The organism is Rhizobium sp. WYCCWR 11146, from assembly GCF_013591995.1.
Lineage (GTDB): Bacteria > Pseudomonadota > Alphaproteobacteria > Rhizobiales > Rhizobiaceae > Rhizobium > Rhizobium indicum.
This window is the reverse complement of record NZ_JACCEY010000023.1, coordinates 43,079-68,269: the sequence shown is the minus strand read 5'-3', so window position 1 is coordinate 68,269 and position 25,191 is coordinate 43,079. Positions and strand designations below refer to the sequence as shown.

Sequence of the window (25,191 nt, the reverse complement as noted above, 5' to 3'; positions counted from 1 at the left end):
CATATCCCCGGCGCAACAGGCGCCTGCGGTTGCCGTTGTCAAGCTGCAAGCTTCCTGACATCGATGCGTCGGTCGGTGGCGGAAACGGTGATTTCGAAGTGGTCGGCCTGCACCACGCCCTGAATATTGCGCGGCCGGTGTGCGACCATGGCCACTCCGCTTCTCAGCCGGACACTGTCATAGAGGATACCGGCGCCGCCGCTCGAGCGCACCTCTTCCCCGAGCAACTGCGACGCCGCATAGCTGGTTCCGTCATAGACATCGGGCCGCAGCGTCTGCTCTCCGCGAATGTCGAGGTAATCACCAATCAGAGCGGCCGAATAGCTTCTATAGGTGCGCGCCATCGTCGCGACCCCGCGCGCGACAGCCTCGCGCCTGAGATGATGGCCAACTTCGGCGGCGGCTGTGCGGAGACCGTCGGCGGCATACCAGGCGCCGAGATCGGGGCCGTTGAAGCGCATTCCTCCCGGCGCGACATGCAGGAATGCCGCCATTACAATGCTGGCATTGGCAACGCCATAAACCCATTGATCCTCGGGAAGCCGCTGGATGCGGTCGGCGACGAGACGGTCGTTGGTCCAGCCGACGAGCTCCATCACGGCTTCGAGATCGGCCGCCCTCGTTACCGTCTCAAAAAGCCCGATTGGCGGAAATTGCGACGGGATCAGCCGATACGACGGACGCGGCGCCTCTGCAAAACGATCGCTCACCGGAAGACGATGTCCGTATCTTCGTAAGGTGTGAAGGCTTCGTCGAGCATATTCGGCTGCATGTAGAGACCGCCGCGGGCGCCGTCGAGAAACCGGCGTACCGTCATCAACCCGTCCTGGGTCCCGTTCGTCACAATATCAAGCGGCGGATGCCCGCCGAAAACCGGCGCCTGATGCGGTGTGCGCAGCCAGGCGACGCCGGCGCGTTCATCGGAAAACAGCACGCCGAGCGCCTGATGGATACCGAGCACGGCCGAGATGCGGGTCAGCGTATCGACATCGAGCGTGAAAGCGCCGTGCTCGCGCGCCTGTTTGGCCCAATTGTGATAGGTCGACCGAGAGGGATAGCCGAGCATGAGCAGACGCTGCTCCTCGCTCAGCCCCCAGAGATCGGCGATCGCCAGAAAGGTTCGCAGGGCCGGGGCGCTCAGCCTCTTGCGGTTTGCCGGAGCAAACCGCTCCATTTCCAGCCGCTGTGGCCCTTGGTCTTCCCGTTGCTCCCGTCGCGCATGCTGCATGAAAGCCTCCTGTCTTGAATTAGACTTAGTCCAAATCTGGGCATTCATCAAGCAAATTTAAAGGGCCGCCTCGCCTGCCGCCTCGCGGATCGTCTGCATCAGGATCGATTGCGGCAGTGACGGCACGGCATCGGCGCGCATCGTCAACCCGACCGGCCCCTTGGTCTCGCCGGTATCGACCGGCAGAAGCGCCAGCCGCCCGTCGGCGACATCGTTGGCCACCACACCGTTGGAAATGATCCAGATTGCATCGCTTGCCCTGAGGAAAGCGCGGCCGAAGGAATCCGACACCGTCTCGATCTGGTTCGGCAGGCTGGAGACGCCGTTGGCGATAAGGAAATTTTCGACCACCGGCCGGATGATCGAACCGCGCGTCGGCATCAGCACCGTATAGTTGCCGAAGCCGGCGAACAGCGATTGCCGGCCGTCGAGCAGCGGATGGCCGGCGCGCACGGCAAACACCACCTGCTCGGAATAAAGATGTTCGAAGGAAAAACCCGCCATCTTCTCGGCGCCTGCCAGACGTCCGACGACGATATCGAGATCTCCGACGCGAAGCTGTTCCAGCAGTACCGCGTTCTCACCGGTGACGATCTTCACCCGGCTCCAGGTCTTCTCCTTGAGGAAGAGTTCCATCGCCCGTGGCATGATGCGCGATGACACCGTCGGCAGCGCGCCGATCCGGATCGGCGGCGCATCGGCGAACTGCTCCTGCGAGACGGAATCGAGGCCCTGGCGCAGCGCCGTCAGCGCCGCACCTGCGTGCCGCAGGAAGACCTCGCCGTAGCGGGTGATCTTGATGCCGCGGCCATCGCGCTCGAAAACATCGACACCCAGCACCTGTTCCAGTTCGCGGATCGTCTTGGTGACCGCCGGCTGGCTGACATGCAGCAATTCGGCGGCCTTCATGACGCTCTTCTGCCGCGCCACCTCGACAAAGGTTTGCAGATGGCGGAACTTGACCCGGCTGTCGATCATCGCTCGCATAACTCCAGGGTTATCGAAATGCCAATAAATATCATTTTACTTAACCGGATCAACCAGTCAATTTCACCATTCAGGAGGAGAGTGACGTGCAATTCGCCAGCATAAACGACGTGACGATTCATTATCAGGTCATTGGCGCCCCTGCCGACAGGCCGGTGATCGTCTTTACCAATTCGCTTGGAACGGATTTCCGCATCTGGCGTGATGTCGTGGTGCGGCTTGCCGGTGAATTTGCCATCGTGCTTTACGACAAGCGCGGCCACGGCCTTTCCGATGTCGGCCAGCTCCCCTCATCGATCGAGGACCATGCGACGGATCTCGCCGGCCTGCTCGATCTGCTGTCGGTCAAAGATGCCGTCATCTGCGGTCTCTCCGTCGGCGGCCTCATCGCCCAGTCGCTCTATCACCGCCGGCCGGACCTGGTCCGCGCGCTGATCCTCTGCGACACCGCCCACAAGATCGGCACGGCGGAGAGCTGGAACACCCGCATCGCCGCCGTCGAGAAAAACGGTATCGGCAGCATTGTCGACGCCATCATGGAACGCTGGTTCACACCCGCCTTCCGCCGGCCCGAGAACACCGCCTATGCCGGCTATTGCAACATGCTGACGCGCCAGCCCGTCGAGGGTTATATCGCCGCCTGCGCTGCGATCCGCGATGCCGATTTCACCGAGGTCGCAAAGACGATCACCGTGCCAACGATCTGCATCGTCGGCGACCAGGACGGCTCGACGCCGCCCGATCTCGTGCTTTCGACCGCGAAGCTGATATCGGGCGCCCGTTACGAGGTCATCCCTAATTGCGCGCACATTCCCTGCGTTGAGCAGCCGGAGGCGCTGACGGCGATCATCCGCACCTTCCTCACATCCATTCCGCCTGGAGAAGTCAGCCCATGAATGAGACCGCGTCCTCCTCCGAGCGCTATCGGCAGGGCATGGCGACCCGCCGCGCCGTGCTTGGCGATGCCCATGTCGACCGCGCCGCCGCCACATCGACGGAGTTCGACCGCCCCTTCCAGGACCTGATCACCGAAGCTGCCTGGGGCCATGTCTGGTCACGCCCGGCGCTGACGAAGCGCGAGCGCTCGATCGTCACAATCGCTCTGCTCGCGGCCCTCGGCCAGGACGACGAGGTCGCCATGCATGTGCGCGCCACCGCCAACACGGGGGCGACCCGCGAGGATATTTGCGAGGCGCTGCTGCATGTTGCAATCTATGCCGGCGTTCCCGCCGCCAATCACGCGATCAAGATCGCAAAGCAGGCTTTTGAACAGATGGACGCCGAAAAGGCGGCCTGAGAGGCGAACATGTCCGAACGACCGAACCGCAAGCCCGAGACCGGCGGCTTCTTCGCCCGCGACCGCGCCTGGCATGCGCCAGCGCTGACCCCCGGCTACAAGACCTCCGTGCTGCGCGCGCCGCAGCGCGCGCTGCTCTCGCTCGATGGCACGATTTCCGAGACCACCGGTCCGGTCTTCGGTCATTCGATGATCGGCGAACTCGACAACGACCTGATCCTGAACTACGCGCAGCCCGGCGAGAGTGCCATCGGCGAACGCATCATCGTCCATGGCCGCGTGCTCGACGAGCGCGCCAGGCCGGTTGCAGGCGCCTTGGTCGAGTTCTGGCAGGCCAATGCCGGCGGCCGCTATCGCCACAAGAAGGAAACCTATCTGGCGGCGATCGACCCGAATTTCGGCGGCTGCGGCCGCGCCATCACCGACGAGGACGGCCGCTACCATTTCCGCACCATCCGTCCCGGCGCCTATCCCTGGCCGAACGGCATCAACGACTGGCGTCCCGCCCATATCCACTTTTCGATCTTCGGGCATGGCTTTGCCCAACGCTTGATCACCCAGATGTATTTCGAAGGCGATCCGATGATCTGGAAATGTCCGATCGTCGGCACGATCCCCGACAAGGCGGCGATCGAGCAGCTGATCGCGCCGCTCGACTGGGGCAACACCATTCCGATGGATTCACGTGCCTATAAATTCGATATTGTGCTGCGTGGCCGCCGCTCGACGATGTTCGAAAACAGACCGGAGGGCAACTGACCATGCAGCAGCTCGACTATCTCAAGGAAACCCCGTCGCAGACGGCCGGTCCTTATGTCCATATCGGCCTGACGCCGAATTTCTGCGACATAACGGGAGTCTACGACACCGATCTCGGCATCGAGATGGTCAACGACAAGACGCTCGGCGAGCGTATCACCGTCACCGGCCGGATCTTCGACGGCGCCGGCGCATTGGTGCGCGATGCGGTCATCGAGATCTGGCAGGCCGACAGCGCCGGGCTCTACAACAGCCCGTCGGAAATGCGCGGCGCCGCCGATCCCAATTTCACCGGCTGGGGCCGCTGCCCGACCCGCGCCGAGGACGGCGTCTATAGCTTCGAGACGGTCAAGCCCGGCCGCGTCCCCTTCAAGGACGGCCGCAGACAAGCCCCGCACATCACCTTCTGGATCGTCGCCCGCGGCATCAATATCGGCCTGCACACGCGCATGTATTTTCCGGAAGAGACGGAGGCCAACGCCGCCGACCCGCTGCTTTCCCGCATCGAACATCGCCAGCGCGTTGCTACGATGGTCGCCACCCGCGACGGCGCGACCTGTCATTTCGACATCCATCTGCAGGGTCCGAAGGAAACGGTGTTTCTCGATATTTAAAGGCCGGCGTCGCGATCGGCTTGCTGGGGCGGATATCTGCAGGTAGCGTCCCCCGGGGATGTGCCCACGCGAGATCACCTGCCCATAAAGCGCGGACGCCGCCTCGAGTCCCTTCTGCCCGCCGGGGAGAAGGTGGCGGCAGCCGGATGAGGGGCCACTACCACAAACGAGACGTCCATGACCGCATCGCCCTTCGACCATCCTTTCCTTTCCGGCCTGCTCGGCGACGATGAAATCGCGCCCTACTTTTCCGCCGAGGCGGATATCCGGGCCATGCTCTCCTTCGAAGCCGCACTCGCCAAGGCCGAAGCCGCTCATGGCCTCATTCCTGCCGAGGCGGCAAGGCGCATCACTGATACCTGCGCCGCCTTCTTACCCGATGTGCCCAGTCTTCGATCGGCAACGGCGAGGGACGGTGTCGTCGTTCCCGACCTCATCAAGCAGCTGCGCGCTGATGTCGGAGAGGAAGCGGCAAAAAGCCTGCATTTCGGCGCCACCAGCCAGGATGTTATCGATACCAGCCTGATGATCCGCCTGAAGGCCGTCGTCTTCCTGTTTACCGGCCGGCTTTCCACTATTGCCACAGGGCTCGATGCGCTCGACCGCCAGTTCGGCCAGAACCGGCTGATGGGTCATACCCGCATGCAGGCGGCGATCCCGATCACCGTCTCCGACCGTCTCAATACGTGGCGCGCACCGTTGACGACCTATCGCGACCGCCTGACCGAGCAGAGTTTTCCCGTCCAGTTCGGGGGTGCGGCCGGCACGCTGGACAAGCTCGGGTCGCAGGCCGAAGCCATCCGTGCCTCGCTCGCTCAGGAACTCGGCCTCACCGATGCGCCGCAATGGCAGAGCGGGCGTCTGCCGATCGCCGATATCGCCGGCCTGTTCGCGTCGATATCGGGCAGCCTCGGCAAGATGGGGCAGGATATCGCGCTGCTTGCCCAGGCCGGCGGCGAGATCGAAATCTCAGGCGGCGGCACGTCGTCGGCGATGGCGCACAAGCAGAACCCCGTTTCCGCCGAAGTCCTCGTCTCGCTCGCCCGCTTCAACGCCACGGCTTTGTCGGGCGTTCACCAGTCCCTCGTCCACGAACAGGAACGCTCGGGCGCTGCCTGGACGCTCGAATGGCTGCTTCTGCCGCAAATGACGATGGCAACCGCCGCCAGCCTGCGGCTAGCCGGGGAGCTTGCAGGAAATATCAAGAGGCTTGGAACGGGCTGATCCAGCACCTTTGCATGTAATGCCGGAAACCGGCTATGCAGAGTGCAATGAAATCAGGAGCAGCCTCGTGACCTTTCCCCTCTTCGACCTCTCCGGGCGCCGCGCCCTCGTTACCGGCTCCAGCCAAGGCATCGGCCGCGCGTTGGCGGTCGGGCTTGCCGAGCATGGCGCTTCGATCATCATCAACGGCCGCAACGCGCAGAAGGCTGAGGCCGCCGCCGAGGATATCCGTCGCAGCCATCGCCATGCCGTCAGCGCCGCCTTCGACGTCACCGATGCCGAGGCCAGCCGCACCGCCATCGCCTATATCGAGGCGGAGATCGGCCCGATCGACATCCTCGTCAACAATGCCGGCATGCAGTTCCGCACACCGCTGGAGAACTTCCCGGTCGACAAATGGGACGAGATCTTCAAGACCAATGTCTCCAGCCTGTTCTATGTCAGCCAGCCGGTCGCCCAGGCGATGATATCGCGCGGCCGCGGCAAGATCATCAACATCGCCTCCGTCCAGGCCGAACTCGCCCGTCCCGGCATCGCGCCCTATACCGCGACCAAGGGCGCGGTGAAGAACCTGACGCGCGGCATGGCGACCGACTGGGCGAAATACGGCCTGCAGGTCAATGCGATCGCGCCTGGCTATTTCCGCACGCCGCTCAACCAGGCGCTTGTCGACGATCCGAAGTTTTCTGGCTGGCTGGAAACCCGCACGCCGGCCGGCCGCTGGGGCGAGGTCAAGGAGCTCGTCGGCGCCGCCGTCTTCCTCGCCTCGGATGCCTCCTCCTTCGTCAACGGCCATATGCTGACCGTAGACGGCGGCATCACCGTCTCGCTCTAGAACAGGATGTCGTCCGAAAACCGCGCACACTTTTCGGCATCATATTCTATCTCTTTGTTTTTACGCAATTCCGAACGCAAAACCGCTGCACACTTTTGCTGGAATTGCTCTAAATTCGCATCATCCGAGTTTGGCGATTGCCCGCAGATTGTCGGCCGTCGTCGTCGGGAATTCGAAGAATTCGAGATAGGCGGGGATCTGTTCGAACAACATGTCCGTCCCAACCTGAAATGCACAGCCGCGTGCCCGCACGGCCTCGAGAAAAGGGGTTATCTCCTTCGTCAGCACGACTTCGCCGACGAAGGTCGACGGCGAGATGCGGTCGATGTCGATCGGCAGCGGGTCACCCCGTCGCATGCCGAGAGGTGTCGCGTTGACGACGATGTCGAAGCCTGCCGGATCGGCGGAGCCGACCGTCACCTCAAGCTGCGGATAATATTTCCTCAGCCTGCCCAGCAGCGCGGTCGAGGTCGTCTCGTTCGCGTCGAAGATGGCGAGATGGTCCACGCCCGCCTGCGCCAAGGACGCCGCGATCGCCGAGCCGACGCCGCCGGCACCCGCAATGAGCGCACGGGCTCCCTCGACCTTCTTGCCCTTGCGCAAGACCCCGCGAACGAAGCCCTCGCCATCGAACATGTCACCGATCAGCCTGCCTTCCGAACCGAGGCGCACCGCATTGCAAGAGCCGGCGACTTTCGCGTTGGTCGAGGTTTCGTCGAGCAGCGCCATCGTCGAAATCTTGTGCGGCATTGTGATGAGAGCACCATGGATATTGGATAGCCGGAACAGAAGCTTCAGAAACGCCGAATAGTCCTCCGGCCTGCAGCCCATCGGCACGACGACGGCATCAATTCCGTTCTTCTCGAAGTATGGATTGTAGATCAGCGGCGCCTTGAAGGACTCCGTCGGATAGCCGAGATGCGCGATGAGCTTGGTCGTCCCGGTGATCATGTGGTCAGGCTTTCTGGGGATCGGAAGTGGCGCTGGCGTCCGCGAGGTGGATCATCCGTCCCGAGCGCGCCGATCTCTTGATCGCCTCGATGACCCTGAGCGTGGCGAGGCCCTCCCGGCCACTCACCAGAGGCGTGGCATCGCCACGAATGACGTCGCAAAAATGTCCGAGCTGAACACAGAGGGGATCGGCTGCCGCGTAGGGTACTCGCTCCTGGGCAAGCTGCTCCAGCCAATCGGGCTTCGAAGGGCTCGTCCACAGCGTCAAATCGGGAATTCCGAGCGAACCCCTGGTGCCGCCGATCTGGTAGCAGAATTGATCGTAGCGCGGAAAAGCGGGGTTCTCCCCGGTGGTCATCTCCCAGCTCCAGGGCGCGGCCACGGCATCACTGCCGGTGAGGGTGGCAAGCACCCCGCTTGCGAAACGCAGCGTGACGACGGCCGTATCCTCGACGGCATGGTTCCGCACGGCGTGCGATTCCATCGCATGGACGGCTTCGACCTCGCCGAACAGATATCGGAAGAGGTCGACATCGTGGATCAGGTTGACGAAGACCGGGCCGGCGCCCGCTTCGCGCCGCCAGGGGATATCGAAATAGTCGTCGGGCTTGGCGACCCAGAACGTGCCGTGCACCGTGATGATCCGGCCAAGCCTTCCGCCGTCGACGATCTGCTTGACCGCCTGGATCATCGGATTGTGACGCCTGTGATGGCCGACCAGCAGCGGTATGCCCGCCTTCTCGCCGGCGGCAACCAGTGCCGCGGCAGCATCGACATCGTCGGCGATCGGTTTCTCGATCAGGACAGGGATGCCGGCGGCGACGATCTCCATTCCGTTCTCGACGTGGAGCTGGTTCGGCGTTGCCACGATGACGCCATCAGGCCTGTCCTCGACGCGGATGTCCGAGAAGCTCCGGTAACATCGGGCGCCGACAGTCTCGGCAAAGTCGCGGCCGGCGGCGGAATGATCGATCACCGCCGAGAGAACGGTTCCGGGATCGGAGATAATTCGCTCGACGTGGCGCCTGCCGATGAGGCCGGCTCCCATGACTGCAATCTCTAATGGCTTCATTGCCGGCTCCCATATTTTGCCAGACGCATCGCTCTTGAGCCCCTTACTTCCGCAGGATTTCTCCGAGGAATTTCCTGGTCCGCTCATGCTGTGGATTTGTGAAGAACTCGGCCGGCGGGGCTTCCTCGACGATCGCGCCGCTGGCCATGAAGATCACGCGATCGGCGACCTGGCGGGCAAAGCCCATCTCGTGCGTGACGCAGATCATCGTCATGCCCTCATCAGCAAGCGCGATCATCGTATCCAGCACCTCCTTGACCATCTCCGGATCAAGCGCCGAGGTCGGCTCATCGAACAGCATGACTTTCGGCCGCATGCAAAGCGCGCGGGCAATGGCCACGCGCTGCTGCTGGCCACCAGAAAGCTGCACCGGATATTTGTCGGCCTGCTCCAGGATCTTGACCCGCTCGAGCAGCCCGCGTGCCCGTTCCTCGGCCTCCGCCCTGCCAACGCCGGCTGCCTTCATCGGCGCCAGCATGCAGTTCTGCAGCACGGTCAGATGCGGAAACAGGTTGAACTGCTGGAAGACCATGCCGACCTCGCGACGGATCGCATCGATGGTCTTGGCCTGATTGCCGAGAAGAATCCCGCCGACGCGGATTTCACCTTTTTCATAGGTCTCGAGATGGTTGATGCAGCGAATGAGCGTCGACTTGCCGCTGCCGGAAGGCCCGCACAAGACGATCCTCTCGCCGCTGCGAACCGATATGTTGATGTCGTGCAGGGCTTGAAAAGCGCCATACCACTTCTCCACCCGCTCCATGGTGATCATGGTTTCCGCGCCTTGAGCAGGACTGGGAATGGTCATCGGTAGAACTCCATATTGGCGGGCTGGACCGCATCGAAGACGAGGGATGCGGATCAGCGCGCGGAGGCGGCGAACTTTCGTTCGAGGCGAGCGCCAAGAATCGTCAGTGGGCAGCACATCAGGAAATAGAGAATGCCGACGATGCCGAAGACCGTCAGCGGTTGGAAAATCTGGTTGGAGATGATGTTGCCGGCCCGCGTCAGCTCGGTGAAGCCGACGATCGACGCAAGCGAGGTGCCCTTGATCAACTGGACGAGGAAACCGATCGTGGCGGGCAGCGAAATGCGCAGCGCCTGCGGCAGGATGACATCCTTCATGCGCGAGATGTATCTGAGGCTGAGAGCCTTTGCCGCTTCCGTCTGGCCGCGCGGAACCGCTTCGATCGATCCGCGCCAGATCTCGCCGAGATAGGCGCTCGCATGCAGCGTCAGGCCGATGGCGACGGCCACCCAGGAATCGAGCATCAGCCCCACCAGCGCCAAGCCGTAATAGACGACGAACAGCTGCATCAGCAGCGGGGTTCCCTGGAAGACGGCGATATAGCCGGCCGTGACGCGTTCCAGCAGCGGTATGCCCGAGGCACGGGCAAGGGCGACGCCGAGCCCCGCGATGCCGCCGCAGACAAAACCGACGGCGGACAGGAGCACGGTCCATTTCAGGCCGATCAGGAGGAAGACGAATTCTTCGTGACCCATGGAATTCCTCCTACTTGACCGGATATTTGAAGTAGCGCGCCGAAAACAGCGCGAAGATGCGCATCATCAGCCAGGAGATCACGAAGTAGAAAACCGTGACGGTGAAGTAGACCTCGAAGCTGCGGAAGCTCTCCGACTCGATGCGCTGCGAAACCGACGTCAGCTCGTAGGCCGAAATTGCCGACGCAATGCTGGTGGTCAGCGTCAGAAGAACGAACTGGCTGGTCAAGGACGGATAGATCGCCCGTAATGCCGGCTTGAGGATGATCAGCCGGAAGACCTGAGCCTTGTGCAGACCAAGCGCCAGACCCGCTTCCATCTGTCCCTTCGGGATCGACTGGACGCCGCCGCGAATGATCTCAATTGCGTAGGCACCACCGTTGATGCCGAGCGCGATAATCGCCGTCGGTGTCGGATCCAGCCTGATGCCTGTCAGCGGAAGCGCGAAGTAGATGAAAAAGATCTGCACCAGAAACGGCGTGTTACGGATCAACTCGACGAAGGCGATGACCAGCCATCGCGCCGGCTTCAGGGCGGAGTCGCGCAAGGCGACGCCGCCAATTCCGATGATGATCGCCAGCAGCATCCCACAAATGGCAAGCAAGAATGTCCCGAGGCAGCCGAGCAGAAGGCTCGGCAGGCCATCTATGACCGGGGTGAAATCCAACTTATAATTCATGGCGATCCTTCTGGTCCGTCTTCCTGAAAGTTCAGTCCTGCTTGACCATTCCAGCCATCGCCTGGATAGCCAGCTCGTAGCCATCCGCTCCAAAGCCGATCATGATGGCCGTGGCAACGCGCGAGATCAGCGAATTGTGGTAGATGCTTTCGCGCGCATGAACATTCGAAATATGCAGCTCGATCTTCGGCGGGTCGAACATTTTCAACGCATCGAGAAGAGCGATCGATGTGAAGGTATAGCCGGCGGGATTGATGATGATGCCACAGGCGTCGGTCCGGGCCTGGTGCACGCTCTCGACCAGTTCGCCCTCGAAATTGGTCTGCCGGAACTCGACGTCGAATCCCAAGGACTTTGCCTTGGTCACGCACCGTTTCCTGATGTCGGCCAGCGTCGTGGTTCCATAGATCGCCGGTTCGCGCTGGCCCAGCAGGTTCAGGTTCGGTCCGTTGAGCACAAAGATGGTTTTGGTCATGTCGCGCACCTCAAACGGGGCAGAGCCTTAAGCATGGCGGTTGCGTTGCCGGGCATTGGCATGCCCGGCCTTGCTTGGTGAGAGACTGCCTCTTTCTGGACGTCATCCTCGGCCTGTGCCGGGGATCTGCCGCCGTAGATGCTCGGGACACGAGCCCGAGCATGACGGCGAGCGGTTGGCAGACCCTGTCATCAGCCGGAAGGCCGGGCCTCGTCCGCCTTTGCGGTTCGCTCAGTTCGCCGCGAACGGAATGCCTTCCAGCGTTTCCGGGAATTCCGGGACCGGAACCTTCATCCACTTGTCGTAGACTGCCTTGAGTTCGCCGTTTGCCTTGATCTTGTCGATGAAGGTGTTGAGCGCCGCATTGATTTCCTTTTCGCCGAGACGCGTGCAAGCACCGTTGTAGAGCTTCTGGAATTCAAGCTTGTTTTCGAATTCGCCCGGACGGGCCTTCTCCACCCGGTCCATGTAGAAAATGTTGCCACCAAGCGTCTCGACCTGGCCGGACACCAGGGCCTGGACGCTCGCGGCGTCTCCATCATAGCGCCGGATGGTCGTGCTCGGCGGCGCGTTCTTGGTGACCTGCGTGTCCTGGGCTGCACCCTTGGCGACGCCGACCGTGAACTTGGCCATGTCGTCATTCTTCTTGATCTCAGCCGATTTCGGACCAATCAGAACGATGGCATTAGCAACATAGGGCTTGCTGAACTGCACGGCCTTTGCGCGATCCGGCAGCATCGCCATCGTCGCGAACAGAACGTCGACGCGGCCGGCCGTCAGTGCGGGAATGCGGTTGTTGACTTCAAGCGGCACGAACTCGACGGAAACACCCAGTTCCTTGGCAAACAGCGTCGCGATGTCGGCATCGAGGCCGTCCTGTTTGCCGCCGCTGGTCACGAAGCCCCAAGGCGGGTTGTCACCCTGAATTCCGACGATGATCTTGCCGCGAGCCTTGATTTCATCAGGCGTGATGGCGGCGGCCGGTTGCGCTAGGGTGACGGCAGCCACCAGGGCCGCGGCTCCGAGCATCGCGTTTCGGCGCGTCAGCATAGATTTGAACATGTGATTCCTCCTCCTTTGGCGGTCACTCGACCGGACAGCCACCTCACCTTTTGACTGTGTGAGCAATGATTGCCAGAGACGAGCGGTCAAATCAACAGAGTTTTTCAAAATCATATGAGAATTTATAATAAGACACGCTATTTGAATTCCTCACGACATTTGCCATAATAGTAGCGAGCGATTTTCCGTGACGCATCGTGGTGTTCGGCGCTCGTTTAATCTCGCACGGATATCGGAAGGGTTTGACATGAGGACCTCGATTGCGACTGTAACGATCAGCGGCGAACTTCCGGAGAAGCTCGAGGCGATCGCCCGGGCGGGCTTCGACGGCGTCGAGATCTTCGAAAATGACTTCCTCGCCTTCGACGGAAGCCCGGCCGATGTCGGAAAACTCGTCCGCGACCATGGCCTGGAGATCACCCTGTTTCAGCCATTTCGTGATTTCGAGGGCATGCCGGAGCCCTTGCGAAGCCGTACGTTTGACCGCGCGGAACGGAAGTTCGACGTGATGCAGCAGCTCGGAACGGATCTGGTGCTTGTCTGCTCCAACGTCTCGCCGGCCGCTATCGGCGGCATCGACCGGGCGGCAGCGGACTTTCATGAACTTGGCGAGCGTGCTGCCCGGCGTGGACTGAGGGTGGGCTATGAGGCGCTTGCCTGGGGCCGCCATATCAGCGACCATCGCGACGCCTGGGAGATCGTCCGTCGCGCCGATCATCCGAATATCGGTCTTATCCTCGACAGCTTCCACACCTTGTCGCGGAAGATCGACGTCAATTCGATCCGCTCAATTCCCAAAGAGAAAATCTTCATCGTCCAGCTTGCCGATGCCCCTGATATCGACATGGACCTGCTCTATTGGAGCCGCCACTTCCGAAACATGCCGGGTGAAGGCGACCTTCCCGTCACGGCGTTCACCGAAGCCGTCGCGGCAACAGGTTACGACGGATATTTCTCCCTGGAGATCTTCAACGACCAGTTCCGAGGCGGTTTGTCGCGCGCGATCGCGGCCGATGGCCACCGCTCCCTGATCTATCTCGGCGATCAGGTACGACGCAATCTCGGCATCGGCAGCATGACCGGGGCGGCGATGCCGGAAAGGCCTTCCGTCAAGGGCGTCGGCTTCGTCGAGTTTGCCACAGACGAGGAAGACGAAGTCGAGCTGGTTGCATTGCTGCGCACGCTCGGATTCAAAAAGACGGCGGTCCACCGCACGAAAAAAGTCTCCCTCTTCGAGCAGGGCGAGATCCGCATCCTCGTCAATGTCGATCAGGCAGGATTCGCCAACGCCGCCTACGCCGTTCACGGTACTTTTGCCTATGCCATGGCCCTGATCGTCGATGATGCGGCCAAGGCCTATGAGCGCGCGCTCGCCTTGGATGCCGAGCCATTCACCCAGCCTGTGGCAGACGGTGAGCTTGAGCTGCCCGCCATTCGCGGTGTCGGGGGCGGAATCGTCTATCTCATCGACGACAAGAGCGCATTGGGTCGCTTCTCCGAAATCGACTTTCAGCCGGTCACCGACGACAGCGACGCGCCGCCTGCAGGCCTTTTGCGCATTGATCACGTCGCCCAGACGGTCGGTTACGATGAAATGCTCACCTGGCTTCTATTCTACACGTCCATTTTCGAGACGCGGAAGACCCCGATGGTCGATATCATCGATCCGGCCGGGGTGGTGCGCAGTCAAGTCGTCGAAAACGACACCGGGGCGCTACGCATTACCATGAACGGCGCCGAGAATCGCCGCACTCTGGCGGGACATTTCATCGCCGAGAAATTCGGGGCCGGCATCCAGCATCTGGCGTTCTTGACCGACGACATCTTCGCGACCGCCGAAAGCCTTCGTGTTTGCGGTTTCAGATCACTGCACATTTCGCCGAACTACTATGACGACGTCGAAGCACGCTTCGGCCTCGATCCTGCATTGACCGAGCGGCTGAAGGCGGAGAACATCCTCTATGACCGCGACGAGCATGGCGAATATTTCCAGCTCTATAGCGGAACCTATGGAGAGGGTTTCTTTTTCGAGATCGTCGAGCGCCGCGGCTACCGCGGCTACGGCGCCCCGAACGCAATTTTCCGGATCGCCGCTCTGAAGAAACAGATGCGTCCGGAAGGAATTCCTAAAGACGCCTCTTGAGCCATGGTTTAGGAGCGGCTCAGCTTTTCATGAAAACGCAGAGCCGCTCCAACCTCTTGTTTCGCGCATTCCGGACGGAACCGCGTCGCACTTTTCCTGGAATTGAGCTAAGTAATCCGGCCGCTCTTCAGCACATGGTCCACGCCGCTTTGAACGTGCCGCCTGACGATGTCGGTCGCGCCGGCGACGTCGCGCCGAATGGAAAGCTCGAACAAAAGCCTGTGGTCATCGACCACGGGCTTGCCGCGAAAACTCTCGGCCAGCATATGGTAGCGGAGAAAGCGGTCGAAGACGGATGACAATGTCGCCATCAGCGTCGCCGAATTGCAGGCCGAGACGATCGCCTGATGGAACTCCCAATCGTATCGAACCCAGTCGACTGTCCGCGAGACGTCGCCGGCAAGGAGCTTGCGTTCGGCGGCAGCCAGCCGGTGATGGGCGGCGACGATGCGCCCTTCCCATTCAAGATTTCCCGCAGCGAAGGCAAGGCCGATCGCATGTGTTTCCAGAACAATCCTGAGGTCGGCGAGTTCGAGGAGTTCGCGGCGCGAAGCAGGGCTGACTTCAAAACCGCGCTGCCCCTCGGCGACGACGAGGTTTTCCGTGGTCAGGCGGCTCAAAATTTCGCGCAGCGATGAAATGCCGATGGAGTAGCGCTCCTTTGCCTGCTCCAGCTTGATCTTGGCCCCCGGCGGCAATGTGCCCGATATGATATCCTCGCGGATCTGTCGGAAGACGACATCGCTTACTGTTTCCGCCGGGTCGTGGACTTGCTTGAGCATGGCTTTTCCTGATTTCGCCGAAATGCAATTTACGTCGGGACCTGAAGCTCGAAGAGAAACGTCCGAACCATGTCTATCTCAGCGTCCCTCTCGCCAGCGCATGTTCGACCCCGCCTTGAATATGCAGGACAAGCACCCGCTTGGCCGTCTCCGCGTCCCGTCGCAATGCCGCATCCAAAAGCTGCTGGTGTTCATTGGCCGCGACATCGCCTCGATAGGACAAGGCAACCATCTGATATCTGAGATATCTGTCGAAGATCACCGAATGCGTCTCCATCAGCAGTTTCGACCCGCAGGCGGATATCAGGGCTTGATGGAACTCCCAGTCGTAGCGCTTCCAGTCCTCGGCCCGGCTGGTATCACCGGAGGCCATCACCTGTTCCATCCGCGCCAATTTGTAATGCGCCGATACCAGCGGAGCTTCCCACTCCACGTCGCCATGCACGAACGACTGCTCCAGCGCATGTGTTTCCAGGAGAAGCCTTAGCGCCGCCGTCTCCTTGAGGTCTGAAACCGACACCGGGGACACTTCGAAACCTTTTTGCCCCTCGGCGAGGACAAGCCCCTCGGAGGAGAGCCGGTTCAGCACTTCCCGAAGTGTGCTGATGCTGGTCTCGTAGCTCTCCTTCAGGCTTTCCAGCTTCAACTTTTGTCCGGGAGCCAGCCGGCCAAAAATAATGTCGGCCCGAATGCGCCTGTAGCTGCTTTCGGCGATGGTCTCGTTGATAACCGGCTGCAACATGGCGAGTCTCTTATATTTCCTGTATCGTCGGATATATCGCTTTTTGCCATTCCCAATCAAGGAAACATTCGCGGAATAGGAAGCACAATTTTCTCATATGATGGCGGTTTTCCCGGAGAACCGGGCGAGCGGGCCGAACGAGAATCCACGCGCCACATGTCGTTTCGGACAGCCCCTTCGGCGCCGCGTTCGTGCTGCTTTCAAGACGGGATTTTCGGCTCAACATGGCGGCAATTGTTTTTTCAATCGCGCGCAACCATCTAATAGGCATGACTTACGGGAAAATGTCCCCCGTCCTCAGCAGCCTGTTTACCGAAAACCAACCATACCGGGTTGCTTTCCGAGCCGAAAGCCGATTGCTTAGGAAAATCTACTTCTTCTTCCGCTAGCGGTTAGGAGAATACAAAGGGGAACAGACAAACCCGTGGAATTCTGCTGCTTCGCATAGAGACGAACTATGACTACGATGGCGATGCGGGAAGGCCGGTTTGAAGAACGATGACGACAGAACTGTTTCAAATAAAATTTTGGGGCGTCCGCGGCAGTATTCCCGTGTCGGGCCCCGAGTTCGATCGCTACGGCGGTAACACTTCCTGCATCGAAATTCGCTGCGGAAAACATCGGATGATCTTCGACGCGGGTTCGGGCCTGCGCGAGGCCGGGCTGTCGATGCTCGCCGACGGCGTCAGCGACGTCGACCTGTTCTTCAGCCACTGCCATTACGACCACATCATTGGCCTGCCCTTCTTCAAGGCGATCTATTATCCCTCGATCAACGTCAACATCTGGTCCGGCCATCTCGATGGCAAGATGAGCACGCGGGAAATGGTCGAGCAGTTCATCAGCCCGCCCTGGTTTCCCGTCAAGACCGACATCTGTCAGGCGACGATGAACTTCCGCGATTTCCATGCCGGTCAGGTGCTGACCCCGCATGCGGGCATCGAGATCAAGACTTTCATGCTGAACCATCCGGGCGGCGCCATCGGCTACCGCATCGAATGGCAGGGCCGTTCGGTCGCTCTCGTCTATGATATCGAGCATATTCCCGGCAGCTATGATCCGGTCTCGCTGGAGATGATGCGGGACGCCGATCTCGTCGTCTACGACTGCACATACAATGAAGACGAGATGCAGCGTTTCAAGGGCTTCGGCCATTCGACGTGGCAGCATGGCACCGAGCTTGCGAAAATGGCGGGCACCAAGCGCTTCGCGCTGTTCCACCACGCCCCCTCGCGCACGGACGAACAGCTGGCGGAGATGGAAATGCAGGCGCAGGCCGCCTTCCCCGAATCTTTTGCCGCCCGCGACAATCAGACCGTGGTGATCTAAAGCACGTCGCGATCTTTCAGATTCGCTCGTCGCGCTTTAGATCTTTGTTTTTACGCATGTCGTTGTCGCAAAACCGCTGCACACTTTTGCGCGACATGCTTTTGCAGGCCGCCGAAGGCCGCCTTCATCTTGCCAGTCCGAAGCTCTTCGACAGAGAGCCCATTCGTCGAACTGGCATGCCGGCGACGTCACGAAGGAACAGATGCCGGGCCGGACCGTTTTCCCGGCAGCGCAAATCAACGAAACAGGGATCCGTCATGACCGTGCTTTCCGGAAAGTGTCTTTGCGGGCAGGTGCGTATTTCTGTCCGGGGCGAACCCTTGCGCGTTGGAATTTGTCATTGCACGGACTGCAGGCAGGAAAGCGGTTCGGCTTTTACCTTTTATGGGATCTGGCCCGCCGGCCAATTCGAACATTCAGGGGAAACTGGCGCGTTCCAAGGTCGGCATTTCTGTACCGGTTGCGGCTCGCGGCTGTTTTCCGCCGATGACCGGGAGGCGGAAATCAAGCTTGGCATCCTCTCCGAGGCGCCGACGCCTCTGGTGCCGAGCTACGAACTCTGGATCAAACGCCGTGAACCGTGGCTGCGACCGGTGGAAGGCGCCAAGCAATATGACGAAGACCGAAAGTGAAGAACGGTTCTGAGGAGCTTTCTGATGGCCACTCTCGTCCGACATCGCTGGATGACGGTTGCAGGCGTCGAGACTTTTTACCGCGAGGCCGGCCGGGAAGATGCACCGGTCTTGTTGCTGCCGCACGGATATCCCTGCTCATCCTATGAATTTCGCAATCTAATGCCGCGCCTTGCCGACCGTTGGCGCCTGATTGCGCCGGATTTCCCGGGTGCGGGCTATAGCGGTACGCCGGATGATTTCGACTATAGCTTCGATGGATATGCCGCCTGGCTGGAGGCCTTCGTCGATGCGATGCATGTCGACCGGTTTGTGCTCTACCTCCACGACTTCGGGTCGCCTATCGGTGCGCGGTTGGCAATCAAAGACCCTCACCGCGTCGCCGGGCTGATCATCCAGAATGGCGATATCCCCTATGAAGATGCCCTCGGACCGAAATATGCGGATATCGAGGCGACATGGACGCTTCCGAGATCGGAGATGAGGAAGGTGCTGGCGGAGGCGATCAGCGAGGCGGCCTTCAAGGAGGAGTTCCTCAACGATCTGCCGCCTGCTTTGGCCGATACGATCCCGCCCGATCTCTGGAAGCTGCATTGGTCGCTGATCACGCCGCGGCGCAAGGACATCGCCATAGACCTCATCGCCGGACTGAAGGAGAACCGGGCCTGGTTCCCGGAACACCGCAAATATCTCAGCGAATACCGGCCGCCGACCTTGATCGTCTGGGGTCCGAACGACCACTACATGCCGGAAAAGTCGGCTCGGGCCTATCTGCGCGATCTGCCGGATGCCGAACTCCATCTGCTCGGCGGCGGGCACTGGCTGCTGGAGACGCATCTCAATGATGTCGTAGCACTCATGCGAGAGTTCCTCGGACGCGTTCACGCCGCCTGATCGGCAATGTCTAAGGCCCTAGCAGTTCCGACGCCGGCGACCAGCGGACGGCCGGATGCCGGCCCGTCACTGCAAACAAGGCCGACAGGAAGTCCCACGCGGCTGCATCATGCACCAGATGGTGGGTGAGCACGCCGACAGGCTCGTCGCTCCCGGCAAACCGGTGGCGAAGCTCGGCCACCAGCTCGGCCACCAGGTCCGCCTCGCTTCGTCCGCCGCGCGTGCCATGCCAGTCGATGATGTCGACATGGGTGTTGAGAAGCGGCATCGGGCCGTCCTGCTTTGCCCGCCCATAGACCGACAGTGCTGCAAATCCGAGACCGGGCAGCGCCGGGATGAGGGCCGCGTCGATCCGGTTCCACGGCGGCACCAGCACCGGCAGGAAGCGGGCCGGATGCAGCCGCTGCAGCAGCCGGAACCCTTCACCCAACTCGCCGAGCACGACATCTGCCGGCCGGTCGCCGCCGAGTTCCTGCTTTTTTCTCTCCGGCCCCGCATGGTTCGTATGAGACCAGCCATGCACCGCGACAGCGACGGCTGCGTCTTCCACCAGGCGCGCGGCCAATGCCTCGCCGGTCAAGCCGGGAATGACGGCGAGTGTCAGCGGAACCTCGCTTTGACAGGCGAGCGCCATCAACGTCTCCAGCGCCTGGGTCGGCTCAACGGCGTCGTCGTCCCGCAGCCAGAACCGCGCCACCCGGTCGGCGGCCTGCCAGCGGTCAAGCTCATGGTGCAGGGGGTCCCAGGCTATCCAGTCGGTCATCACGTCACTCCTGTTGCTGCGCTGTCGCGCAAAATTCCGTTCAATACCTGCGCCGCCGTCGCAAGCGATCGCTCGCCGAGCACGAAGCGCCGCGCCGCCTGCCCCATGGCGTCGCGCCTTTGCCTGTCGTCAAGCAGGGCAGCCAGGGCCTCGGCATAGGCAGTGACATCGCCATCCGGCGTCAGCAGGCCGGTCACGCCAGCCTCGACCACCGCTGGCACGCCTGCCGTTTCCTGAGCGACGACAGGCAGGCCGGCGGCCTGGGCTTCCAGGTAGGCAAGGCCATAGGCCTCACCGCATCCGGGCCAGACATAGACGCCGCCGCGCCCGAGCAGTTCGGCGATCTCGACGGCATTGCGCTCGCCCAGCCATTCGATCCGGCCAGGAAACTCGGCAAACACCGCCTGTACCTCCTGGCGCATCGGACCATCGCCGATGACGGCAATCGTCCAGGGCCGGTCTTCGATCAGCCGCAATGCTCTCGCAAGCATCGCATAACTGTCCATCTTGTCGCCGGCCCGCATCATCGCGACCGTCATCAGCCGGCGCGGATCGGGCGCCGGCGACACGTTCTCGAACAACGCCGTGTCGATGAAGGGTTTCAGCCTGGCAAGGCCCGCCTGCGGAAAGACGGCGGCAAGCCCGGCCTGGTCACGCTCGGTGAAGCTGATATTGACCGCCGCCTGCATGATCGCCTCGCCCACCAGCTTCTGTGATGTTGCCCAGCCGGTTCGGTCGCGTTTTGCCGCATAGGAGGCTTCGGCAGTGACATAGGGAATGGCGAATTCGGCAGAAATCGCCGGCCCGAAGGGATCGGGCGATTTGTAATAGGGGTGGTAGCAGAACCAGAGTTCCGGTCGCGGCCCAGATTTCCATCTCAGCCGCAGCCGCTCCAGTTCGGCGCCGATGGCGGGTTCGAGCGCGGCTGCCGCCTCCGGTGTCGAGGCATGGGTGCGGAATTCGGAGGCGACTTCGACCTGATGCCCGCCAAGCTCCAGCGCCCGGATCAGCAGCCGCGCCATCAAACGGTCGCCCGACGGCACCGGATGGTTCGGCGATTTCATCGGCGCGTAGAAAGCCACCTGCATTGGGACACCTCAGGTAAGACACACTGTTTACAACTTTCGCGCCTGTCGGGAAAATTCCGCTATTGTCCCTTTGCCGAAAACTTGCGCATAAGCATATGGAATGTGATCGCCATCGAAGCAATTCCGCCTCTTTCCCAATCTCTATGGGCCTGCGGTTACATCGACAAGAACGGGAATGAATGACGACGGTCTCGGCCACAGGGATTTTTTCGGAACGTACGATCAGAAGGGCGAGGCTCGGTTCCGGCCTCGTCATTTTCATCTTCGTCGTGCTGCATTTGTCGAACCATGCGATTGGCCTGATTTCCGTCGCAGCCGCCGATAAAGCCGCCCACCTCTTCCTGGCGATCTGGCGTAATCCCCTGGGGACCACCGTCTTCTATTCGTCGGTGCTAATCCATATCGCGCTGGTGCTGCGCGCCATCTACATGCGCCGCAGCCTGGTCATGCCGAAGGGGGAAATGGCGCAGATTGTGCTCGGCCTGATGATCCCGCTGCTTCTCCTCGATCATGTCATCGGCACGCGCATCGCCCACGAGTTCTATGGCTATATCGACGACTACGAGACGGTCGTCAGTTCGCTGTGGATCAGGTCTCCGGCGAACGGCGCGCGGCAGGCGCTCGCCGTCGTCGCCGTCTGGATCCACGGCTGCATCGGCATCCATTTCTGGCTGCGCTACCGCTCCTGGTACCCGGACTTCGCACCGCTCATGCTGGCACTCGCCATCCTCGTGCCGGTGCTCTCGCTGCTCGGCTTCGTCGAAATGGGCAGGACGCTCGCCGACCCTTCCTACCAGCAGTCAATGACGGTCAGCGCTTACAAGGAGGGCGTCAACACCCGTTACGCCTCGAACCCGGAGGTTCACCGTCAGGTCGCCATGATCCGCGCCGGGCTCTACGGCGCCTTCTCGGCCTCGCTGCTCATCGTCGTCGTCGCCCGCGCCCGGCGCAAGTTGAAGGAGCGGCTTGACCAGGTCGCCGTGAATTATCCGGGCGGCGAGGTGATCCGTGTGCCGCGCGGCTTCTCGGTGCTGGAGGCAAGCCGGCTCGGCGGCCTGCCGCATTATGCCGTCTGCGGCGGCAAGGGCCAGTGCTCCACCTGTCGCGTGCAGATCCTTGGCGATTACGAAAGCCTGCCTGCCCCCGACAAGATGGAACAGACGACACTGAGGCGCATCAATGCCGGCCCGGATGTCCGGCTCGCCTGCCAGCTTCGCCCGAACGGCAACGTTGCCGTCGCGCCGCTTCTCGTGCCGGCGATCGAGGCGGCCCTTCCCGCCAACAGCCAGGAGACGAGCCCCGGCCGCGAGCGCGAGATCGCCGTGCTCTTCGTCGATATCCGCCATTTCACCACGCTGACGGAAACCCGCCTGCCCTTCGACGTCGTCTTCCTGCTGAACCGCTATTTCGCCATCATCGGCAAGGCGGTGGAGCAGTCGGGCGGGCGGCTCGACAAGTTCATCGGCGACGGCGCCATGGCGCTCTTCGGGCTCAACACCGCACCGGAGGAAGCCTGTCGCCAGGCGCTCAACGCGGCCGCGGCGATCGTCGCCGAGATCGAGAAACTCGCCGCCGAGCTGGCCGACGAACTGGCGCTGCCGCTGCGCATCGCGATCGGCATTCACACCGGCCCGGCCGTCGTCGGCACGATGGGATACGGCCGGGTGCGCAGCATGACGGCGATCGGCGATACCGTGAATGTCGCGAGCCGGTTGGAAAGTGCTGCCAAGGAGTTCGAGGCGGCGATCGTCATCTCCGAGCCGGTGGCGAGCCTTTCGGGTGCTAACCTCGCCGGCATCGAAAGCCGTGAAATCAGTGTGCGCGGCCGGGCCCTGCCCTTGAAAGTCTACGTCATTCCGAGAGAGAAAGCGGCAGAGCCGCTCGAAGGAAAAGCCTGATGCCTGGCAAGCCCTGGCTGACCGCCAAATACTGGAGCCGCCGGCTGCGCAAGGCGCGCAATGCGGCCGCTTCGCGCTTCTTCGACACCCGCTTCGGCCGCCGCCTGCTGATCGAGAATATCGGCCCGCGCGTCGTCTCGATGACGGTCGATGCCGGCGACCACCTGATGACCTTCTCGCCGGCCGACTATATCGGTCGCAAGGTGTTCCGGAAGGGCCATTTCGAGCGCGAGGCCGTCGACCGGCTGATCGTCATCCTGCGCGAGCGCGGCCTTTTGCGAAAAGACGCGACGCTGCTCGAGATCGGCGGCAATATCGGCACCCAGACCGTCTATTTCGCCCTCAGCGACACCTACATCAAGATCGTCAGCATCGAGCCCGATCCACGTAATTTCCCGCTGCTTCAACTTAACATTCGCCAGAACCGGCTGGAGGAAAAAGTCCGACTCGTCAATTGCGCCGCCGGCGAGAGCGAAGGCGAGATCGACTTTTTTCTCAACCTCAATAATCACGGCAAGAGCAGCGCCATCCGCCAAAGCCCGACGGACAGGAAGATCAGCGTGCCGGTAAAGCCGATTTCCGAGATCCTTGCCGGACTTTCGATCGACCCGGTCGCAATCGGCCTCGTCTGGATGGATATCGAGGGCTACGAGCCGGTCGCCTGCCGCTCAATGCAGCCGCTGCTTGCCCGCCGCGTGCCGCTCTACATGGAATTCACGCCGCTCTTCTACGGCCCGGAAGGAACGAAAGCCTTCATATCCATGCTATCAGGCTTCTACGAGGATTGCCTGGTCCTCTTCGAGGATCGCGAGGAGGAGATGAGGGTGCGGGACCTGCCGAGCGATGTCGATCAGTATAACGTGCTGTTTTTACCTTAGATGTTCGGCCGTGAATGCCGGAGAGACTATTTCCCCTGCGGCAATTGAGTCATTCACCGCGAAGACACGCGGTGAATATGCAGCACTTGTCACTTCCTTGGGTATCCAGCAGTTACAGCAGGTTTGTCATCTCCGCCAAGCCCTGCCGCTCTCATCATGCTTGCCACCACTTGGCTCTTTCAATCATGACTTTCCGAAGCACTTTTCGGTTGTCGGGAACCTGGATTACAATGGTTTTGCTTTTGTTTCCTTTTTTTACCTCTCCACAAATTGCAACCACCGCAGAAAGCGATGGCTCGCTAATAGGATCCGACATTCCAAGAGTGGTTGCAGCTTTTAACGCCGACTCTGGCGTCATCTTGAAACCGCATGTCGATTTCGTCACATCACGAAAGAAGGTTGCTGCCGCGGCTGTGCGATCGCCAGCCTGAGCGTGACCCGTAGCAGCAAGAACAAGCGCGAAAGCCCCTAAAATACGTAGCTTCATTACCCCTGCCCTTAAAATACAATCCTTCGGCGCCATACACCTCGGCGAATTTCCGAAGTCAATTCGCCGCTCAGAACCACTATTCTTTCAGAGTTACATCGATAGGAGGGATCGGATCCCACCGTCCAATCATCATTTGCGGCGAGCACACAGCCACAGCAGGTCGGCCTTGCGAATGGTCATGCTCTAAGCAAAGACCTCCGCGCTTCGTTCCGGACGCAGCGGATCCGCCCCGAACTTGTTCGGACCTTCTGTGCCCGGGAGCACGGAAATAACAATAGTCACTGGGGCGGTGACGAGAACGACATAGGGAACGAAGCTCCCGATAAACAGCGCGAGATACCACCAACCGGAAATGTTGCGATCATGGAAGCGGCGAACCTGAAGAGATGTCAGCGGCAAAAAAATTGCGAGTGTGAACAACATCCAGATGACCACGGTATAGTGAACCGGTGACGGGGCTCCGCCGCCACTGGTAGCGAAGGCGAGTATAAAGGCCGGAATTATGAGTGCGAACAGCGCCAGCAGATAGAATAGCACGAACCACCAATATTCCGACCGGGAAGCCCTGCCAGAAAAGGTCGCATATTTCTGCTTCAGAACAGTCCGAACAGCTTCAGTAAACCCCATTGAAATCCCCCCATTTCTGCTTGCTGCAAGCGCGGTGATCCACGGTCTCACCATCGTCTTGCTTGATAGTCATTCAGATGAAAACAGCTACAATTCAAACGTAGAAATTGCAATAAGTCGGTTGCATCGGCTCATTATTTTAAAAGCAATGATTAACGCGTTGAGATTTTCACCTCGATGACCGCGAGGTGCACGTATCCCTGACCTGCTGGGGAGAATTCCACCCGTTTAACGTGCTG

General features: G+C 61.0%; 28 protein-coding genes. 12 read left to right on the top strand and 16 right to left on the bottom strand.

Going from position 1 to position 25,191, the window contains the following annotated elements; genetic code table 11:
- Positions 1 to 38: 38 nt before the first annotated feature.
- From HX899_RS17870 to pcaQ, 3 genes are read right to left on the bottom strand one after another with little or no spacing between them, the layout of a single operon-like run.
- The gene (locus HX899_RS17870) at positions 39 to 710 is read right to left on the bottom strand and encodes an RES family NAD+ phosphorylase (RefSeq protein WP_181292983.1); all 672 of its coding nucleotides are present in this window, start codon (positions 708 to 710) and stop codon (positions 39 to 41) included.
- Positions 707 to 1,228 carry an MbcA/ParS/Xre antitoxin family protein gene (locus tag HX899_RS17865; protein WP_181292982.1) on the bottom strand — a complete coding sequence of 174 codons (522 nt, stop codon included), beginning with the start codon at positions 1,226 to 1,228 and terminating at the stop codon, positions 707 to 709. Before HX899_RS17865 ends, HX899_RS17870 begins: the two co-directional genes overlap by 4 nt.
- 57 nt (positions 1,229 to 1,285) lie before the next feature.
- Entirely contained in the window at positions 1,286 to 2,206 is a 921-nt protein-coding gene (gene pcaQ / locus HX899_RS17860) for a pca operon transcription factor PcaQ (RefSeq protein WP_181292981.1), read from the bottom strand.
- A 95-nt stretch (positions 2,207 to 2,301) separates the two neighbouring features.
- On the opposite strand from pcaQ, the gene pcaD reads away from it, so the two are divergent.
- The 6 genes from pcaD to HX899_RS17830 all read left to right on the top strand — a co-directional run bounded on the left by pcaD (position 2,302) and on the right by HX899_RS17830 (position 6,944).
- Positions 2,302 to 3,111, top strand: coding sequence for a 3-oxoadipate enol-lactonase (pcaD, locus tag HX899_RS17855; protein WP_181292980.1), 810 nt, complete (start codon positions 2,302 to 2,304; stop codon positions 3,109 to 3,111).
- Positions 3,108 to 3,512 (top strand): 4-carboxymuconolactone decarboxylase, encoded by a 405-nt coding sequence (pcaC, locus tag HX899_RS17850; protein WP_027687735.1) that lies wholly within the window; start codon positions 3,108 to 3,110, stop codon positions 3,510 to 3,512. The genes pcaD and pcaC overlap by 4 nt, the downstream gene beginning before the upstream one ends.
- A gap of 9 nt (positions 3,513 to 3,521) precedes the next feature.
- On the top strand, positions 3,522 to 4,271 hold the full coding sequence (pcaH, locus tag HX899_RS17845) for a protocatechuate 3,4-dioxygenase subunit beta (protein WP_027687734.1): 750 nt from the start codon (positions 3,522 to 3,524) through the stop codon (positions 4,269 to 4,271).
- Positions 4,272 to 4,273: 2 nt separating this feature from the next.
- Entirely contained in the window at positions 4,274 to 4,885 is a 612-nt protein-coding gene (gene pcaG, locus HX899_RS17840; protein ID WP_181292979.1) for a protocatechuate 3,4-dioxygenase subunit alpha, read from the top strand.
- Between the two features lie 177 nt (positions 4,886 to 5,062).
- Positions 5,063 to 6,109: a 3-carboxy-cis,cis-muconate cycloisomerase gene (locus HX899_RS17835; RefSeq protein WP_181292978.1), complete on the top strand. Its 1,047-nt coding sequence runs from the start codon at positions 5,063 to 5,065 to the stop codon at positions 6,107 to 6,109.
- A gap of 67 nt (positions 6,110 to 6,176) precedes the next feature.
- Positions 6,177 to 6,944: an SDR family oxidoreductase gene (locus HX899_RS17830; RefSeq protein ID WP_062940602.1), complete on the top strand. Its 768-nt coding sequence runs from the start codon at positions 6,177 to 6,179 to the stop codon at positions 6,942 to 6,944.
- 120 nt (positions 6,945 to 7,064) lie between these two features.
- On the opposite strand, the gene HX899_RS17825 is transcribed toward HX899_RS17830, so the two are convergent.
- From HX899_RS17825 to HX899_RS17795, 7 genes are all read right to left on the bottom strand, one after another.
- Positions 7,065 to 7,895: a shikimate dehydrogenase gene (locus HX899_RS17825; RefSeq protein ID WP_181292977.1), complete on the bottom strand. Its 831-nt coding sequence runs from the start codon at positions 7,893 to 7,895 to the stop codon at positions 7,065 to 7,067.
- 4 nt (positions 7,896 to 7,899) lie between these two features.
- Positions 7,900 to 8,967, bottom strand: a complete 1,068-nt coding sequence (locus tag HX899_RS17820) for a Gfo/Idh/MocA family protein (protein WP_181292976.1) — start codon at positions 8,965 to 8,967, stop codon at positions 7,900 to 7,902.
- Positions 8,968 to 9,010: 43 nt separating this feature from the next.
- On the bottom strand, positions 9,011 to 9,775 hold the full coding sequence (locus HX899_RS17815; protein WP_138389774.1) for an amino acid ABC transporter ATP-binding protein: 765 nt from the start codon (positions 9,773 to 9,775) through the stop codon (positions 9,011 to 9,013).
- A 53-nt stretch (positions 9,776 to 9,828) separates the two neighbouring features.
- On the bottom strand, positions 9,829 to 10,470 hold the full coding sequence (locus tag HX899_RS17810; protein ID WP_011654831.1) for an amino acid ABC transporter permease: 642 nt from the start codon (positions 10,468 to 10,470) through the stop codon (positions 9,829 to 9,831).
- A 10-nt stretch (positions 10,471 to 10,480) separates the two neighbouring features.
- Positions 10,481 to 11,149 carry an amino acid ABC transporter permease gene (locus HX899_RS17805; RefSeq protein ID WP_017991876.1) on the bottom strand — a complete coding sequence of 223 codons (669 nt, stop codon included), beginning with the start codon at positions 11,147 to 11,149 and terminating at the stop codon, positions 10,481 to 10,483.
- Between the two features lie 31 nt (positions 11,150 to 11,180).
- Entirely contained in the window at positions 11,181 to 11,624 is a 444-nt protein-coding gene (locus HX899_RS17800) for a type II 3-dehydroquinate dehydratase (RefSeq protein ID WP_138331593.1), read from the bottom strand.
- Positions 11,625 to 11,855: 231 nt separating this feature from the next.
- Positions 11,856 to 12,686 (bottom strand): transporter substrate-binding domain-containing protein, encoded by an 831-nt coding sequence (locus HX899_RS17795; RefSeq protein WP_062940503.1) that lies wholly within the window; start codon positions 12,684 to 12,686, stop codon positions 11,856 to 11,858.
- Positions 12,687 to 12,933: 247 nt separating this feature from the next.
- Here HX899_RS17795 and HX899_RS17790 point away from each other — a divergent pair, with 247 nt between their 5' ends.
- Positions 12,934 to 14,829: a bifunctional sugar phosphate isomerase/epimerase/4-hydroxyphenylpyruvate dioxygenase family protein gene (locus HX899_RS17790; protein WP_164026769.1), complete on the top strand. Its 1,896-nt coding sequence runs from the start codon at positions 12,934 to 12,936 to the stop codon at positions 14,827 to 14,829.
- 107 nt (positions 14,830 to 14,936) lie between these two features.
- Here HX899_RS17790 and HX899_RS17785 read toward each other — a convergent pair whose 3' ends face one another.
- Positions 14,937 to 15,611, bottom strand: coding sequence for a GntR family transcriptional regulator (locus tag HX899_RS17785; RefSeq protein ID WP_138331591.1), 675 nt, complete (start codon positions 15,609 to 15,611; stop codon positions 14,937 to 14,939).
- 73 nt (positions 15,612 to 15,684) lie between these two features.
- On the bottom strand, positions 15,685 to 16,353 hold the full coding sequence (locus HX899_RS17780; RefSeq protein ID WP_029872168.1) for a GntR family transcriptional regulator: 669 nt from the start codon (positions 16,351 to 16,353) through the stop codon (positions 15,685 to 15,687).
- Positions 16,354 to 16,851: 498 nt separating this feature from the next.
- Here HX899_RS17780 and HX899_RS17775 point away from each other — a divergent pair, with 498 nt between their 5' ends.
- The 3 genes from HX899_RS17775 to HX899_RS17765 all read left to right on the top strand — a co-directional run bounded on the left by HX899_RS17775 (position 16,852) and on the right by HX899_RS17765 (position 19,208).
- Complete coding sequence (locus HX899_RS17775) at positions 16,852 to 17,682, top strand: MBL fold metallo-hydrolase (RefSeq protein ID WP_171598136.1); 831 nt, start codon at positions 16,852 to 16,854, stop codon at positions 17,680 to 17,682.
- A 257-nt stretch (positions 17,683 to 17,939) separates the two neighbouring features.
- Entirely contained in the window at positions 17,940 to 18,314 is a 375-nt protein-coding gene (locus HX899_RS17770; protein WP_131713100.1) for a GFA family protein, read from the top strand.
- A gap of 24 nt (positions 18,315 to 18,338) precedes the next feature.
- Complete coding sequence (locus HX899_RS17765) at positions 18,339 to 19,208, top strand: alpha/beta fold hydrolase (protein ID WP_171598137.1); 870 nt, start codon at positions 18,339 to 18,341, stop codon at positions 19,206 to 19,208.
- A gap of 10 nt (positions 19,209 to 19,218) precedes the next feature.
- Here the strand turns inward: HX899_RS17765 and HX899_RS17760 are convergent, their stop codons facing one another.
- Both HX899_RS17760 and HX899_RS17755 read right to left on the bottom strand, forming a co-directional pair.
- On the bottom strand, positions 19,219 to 19,971 hold the full coding sequence (locus tag HX899_RS17760) for a polysaccharide deacetylase family protein (RefSeq protein WP_181292975.1): 753 nt from the start codon (positions 19,969 to 19,971) through the stop codon (positions 19,219 to 19,221).
- Positions 19,971 to 21,059, bottom strand: a complete 1,089-nt coding sequence (locus HX899_RS17755; protein WP_138389782.1) for a glycosyltransferase family 4 protein — start codon at positions 21,057 to 21,059, stop codon at positions 19,971 to 19,973. The genes HX899_RS17760 and HX899_RS17755 overlap by 1 nt, the downstream gene beginning before the upstream one ends.
- A gap of 179 nt (positions 21,060 to 21,238) precedes the next feature.
- Here HX899_RS17755 and HX899_RS17750 point away from each other — a divergent pair, with 179 nt between their 5' ends.
- The gene (locus HX899_RS17750; RefSeq protein WP_138389783.1) at positions 21,239 to 22,957 is read left to right on the top strand and encodes an adenylate/guanylate cyclase domain-containing protein; all 1,719 of its coding nucleotides are present in this window, start codon (positions 21,239 to 21,241) and stop codon (positions 22,955 to 22,957) included.
- The gene (locus HX899_RS17745; RefSeq protein ID WP_181292974.1) at positions 22,957 to 23,835 is read left to right on the top strand and encodes an FkbM family methyltransferase; all 879 of its coding nucleotides are present in this window, start codon (positions 22,957 to 22,959) and stop codon (positions 23,833 to 23,835) included. Before HX899_RS17750 ends, HX899_RS17745 begins: the two co-directional genes overlap by 1 nt.
- 154 nt (positions 23,836 to 23,989) lie before the next feature.
- Here HX899_RS17745 and HX899_RS17740 read toward each other — a convergent pair whose 3' ends face one another.
- Positions 23,990 to 24,322 (bottom strand): hypothetical protein, encoded by a 333-nt coding sequence (locus HX899_RS17740; RefSeq protein ID WP_138389785.1) that lies wholly within the window; start codon positions 24,320 to 24,322, stop codon positions 23,990 to 23,992.
- 186 nt (positions 24,323 to 24,508) lie between these two features.
- A complete protein-coding gene (locus HX899_RS17735; protein ID WP_138389882.1) occupies positions 24,509 to 24,952 on the bottom strand; it encodes a DUF805 domain-containing protein in 444 nt (147 codons plus the stop codon).
- Between the last annotated feature and the right edge of the window lie 239 nt (positions 24,953 to 25,191).

What these genes read in the sequence shown, in the direction of transcription:
- HX899_RS17865 (WP_181292982.1), bottom strand. Translation starts at nt 1,228, where the DNA reads ATGCAGCATGCGCGACGGGAGCAACGGGAAGACCAAGGGCCACAGCGG.
- pcaQ (WP_181292981.1), bottom strand. Translation starts at nt 2,206, where the DNA reads ATGATCGACAGCCGGGTCAAGTTCCGCCATCTGCAAACCTTTGTCGAG.
- pcaC (WP_027687735.1), top strand. Translation starts at nt 3,108, where the DNA reads ATGAATGAGACCGCGTCCTCCTCCGAGCGCTATCGGCAGGGCATGGCG.
- pcaH (WP_027687734.1), top strand. Translation starts at nt 3,522, where the DNA reads ATGTCCGAACGACCGAACCGCAAGCCCGAGACCGGCGGCTTCTTCGCC.
- pcaG (WP_181292979.1), top strand. Translation starts at nt 4,274, where the DNA reads ATGCAGCAGCTCGACTATCTCAAGGAAACCCCGTCGCAGACGGCCGGT.
- HX899_RS17835 (WP_181292978.1), top strand. Translation starts at nt 5,063, where the DNA reads ATGACCGCATCGCCCTTCGACCATCCTTTCCTTTCCGGCCTGCTCGGC.
- HX899_RS17825 (WP_181292977.1), bottom strand. Translation starts at nt 7,895, where the DNA reads ATGATCACCGGGACGACCAAGCTCATCGCGCATCTCGGCTATCCGACG.
- HX899_RS17820 (WP_181292976.1), bottom strand. Translation starts at nt 8,967, where the DNA reads ATGAAGCCATTAGAGATTGCAGTCATGGGAGCCGGCCTCATCGGCAGG.
- HX899_RS17815 (WP_138389774.1), bottom strand. Translation starts at nt 9,775, where the DNA reads ATGACCATTCCCAGTCCTGCTCAAGGCGCGGAAACCATGATCACCATG.
- HX899_RS17810 (WP_011654831.1), bottom strand. Translation starts at nt 10,470, where the DNA reads ATGGGTCACGAAGAATTCGTCTTCCTCCTGATCGGCCTGAAATGGACC.
- HX899_RS17805 (WP_017991876.1), bottom strand. Translation starts at nt 11,149, where the DNA reads ATGAATTATAAGTTGGATTTCACCCCGGTCATAGATGGCCTGCCGAGC.
- HX899_RS17800 (WP_138331593.1), bottom strand. Translation starts at nt 11,624, where the DNA reads ATGACCAAAACCATCTTTGTGCTCAACGGACCGAACCTGAACCTGCTG.
- HX899_RS17795 (WP_062940503.1), bottom strand. Translation starts at nt 12,686, where the DNA reads ATGTTCAAATCTATGCTGACGCGCCGAAACGCGATGCTCGGAGCCGCG.
- HX899_RS17790 (WP_164026769.1), top strand. Translation starts at nt 12,934, where the DNA reads ATGAGGACCTCGATTGCGACTGTAACGATCAGCGGCGAACTTCCGGAG.
- HX899_RS17785 (WP_138331591.1), bottom strand. Translation starts at nt 15,611, where the DNA reads ATGCTCAAGCAAGTCCACGACCCGGCGGAAACAGTAAGCGATGTCGTC.
- HX899_RS17780 (WP_029872168.1), bottom strand. Translation starts at nt 16,353, where the DNA reads ATGTTGCAGCCGGTTATCAACGAGACCATCGCCGAAAGCAGCTACAGG.
- HX899_RS17775 (WP_171598136.1), top strand. Translation starts at nt 16,852, where the DNA reads ATGACGACAGAACTGTTTCAAATAAAATTTTGGGGCGTCCGCGGCAGT.
- HX899_RS17770 (WP_131713100.1), top strand. Translation starts at nt 17,940, where the DNA reads ATGACCGTGCTTTCCGGAAAGTGTCTTTGCGGGCAGGTGCGTATTTCT.
- HX899_RS17765 (WP_171598137.1), top strand. Translation starts at nt 18,339, where the DNA reads ATGGCCACTCTCGTCCGACATCGCTGGATGACGGTTGCAGGCGTCGAG.
- HX899_RS17760 (WP_181292975.1), bottom strand. Translation starts at nt 19,971, where the DNA reads ATGACCGACTGGATAGCCTGGGACCCCCTGCACCATGAGCTTGACCGC.
- HX899_RS17755 (WP_138389782.1), bottom strand. Translation starts at nt 21,059, where the DNA reads ATGCAGGTGGCTTTCTACGCGCCGATGAAATCGCCGAACCATCCGGTG.
- HX899_RS17750 (WP_138389783.1), top strand. Translation starts at nt 21,239, where the DNA reads ATGACGACGGTCTCGGCCACAGGGATTTTTTCGGAACGTACGATCAGA.
- HX899_RS17745 (WP_181292974.1), top strand. Translation starts at nt 22,957, where the DNA reads ATGCCTGGCAAGCCCTGGCTGACCGCCAAATACTGGAGCCGCCGGCTG.
- HX899_RS17740 (WP_138389785.1), bottom strand. Translation starts at nt 24,322, where the DNA reads ATGAAGCTACGTATTTTAGGGGCTTTCGCGCTTGTTCTTGCTGCTACG.
- HX899_RS17735 (WP_138389882.1), bottom strand. Translation starts at nt 24,952, where the DNA reads ATGGGGTTTACTGAAGCTGTTCGGACTGTTCTGAAGCAGAAATATGCG.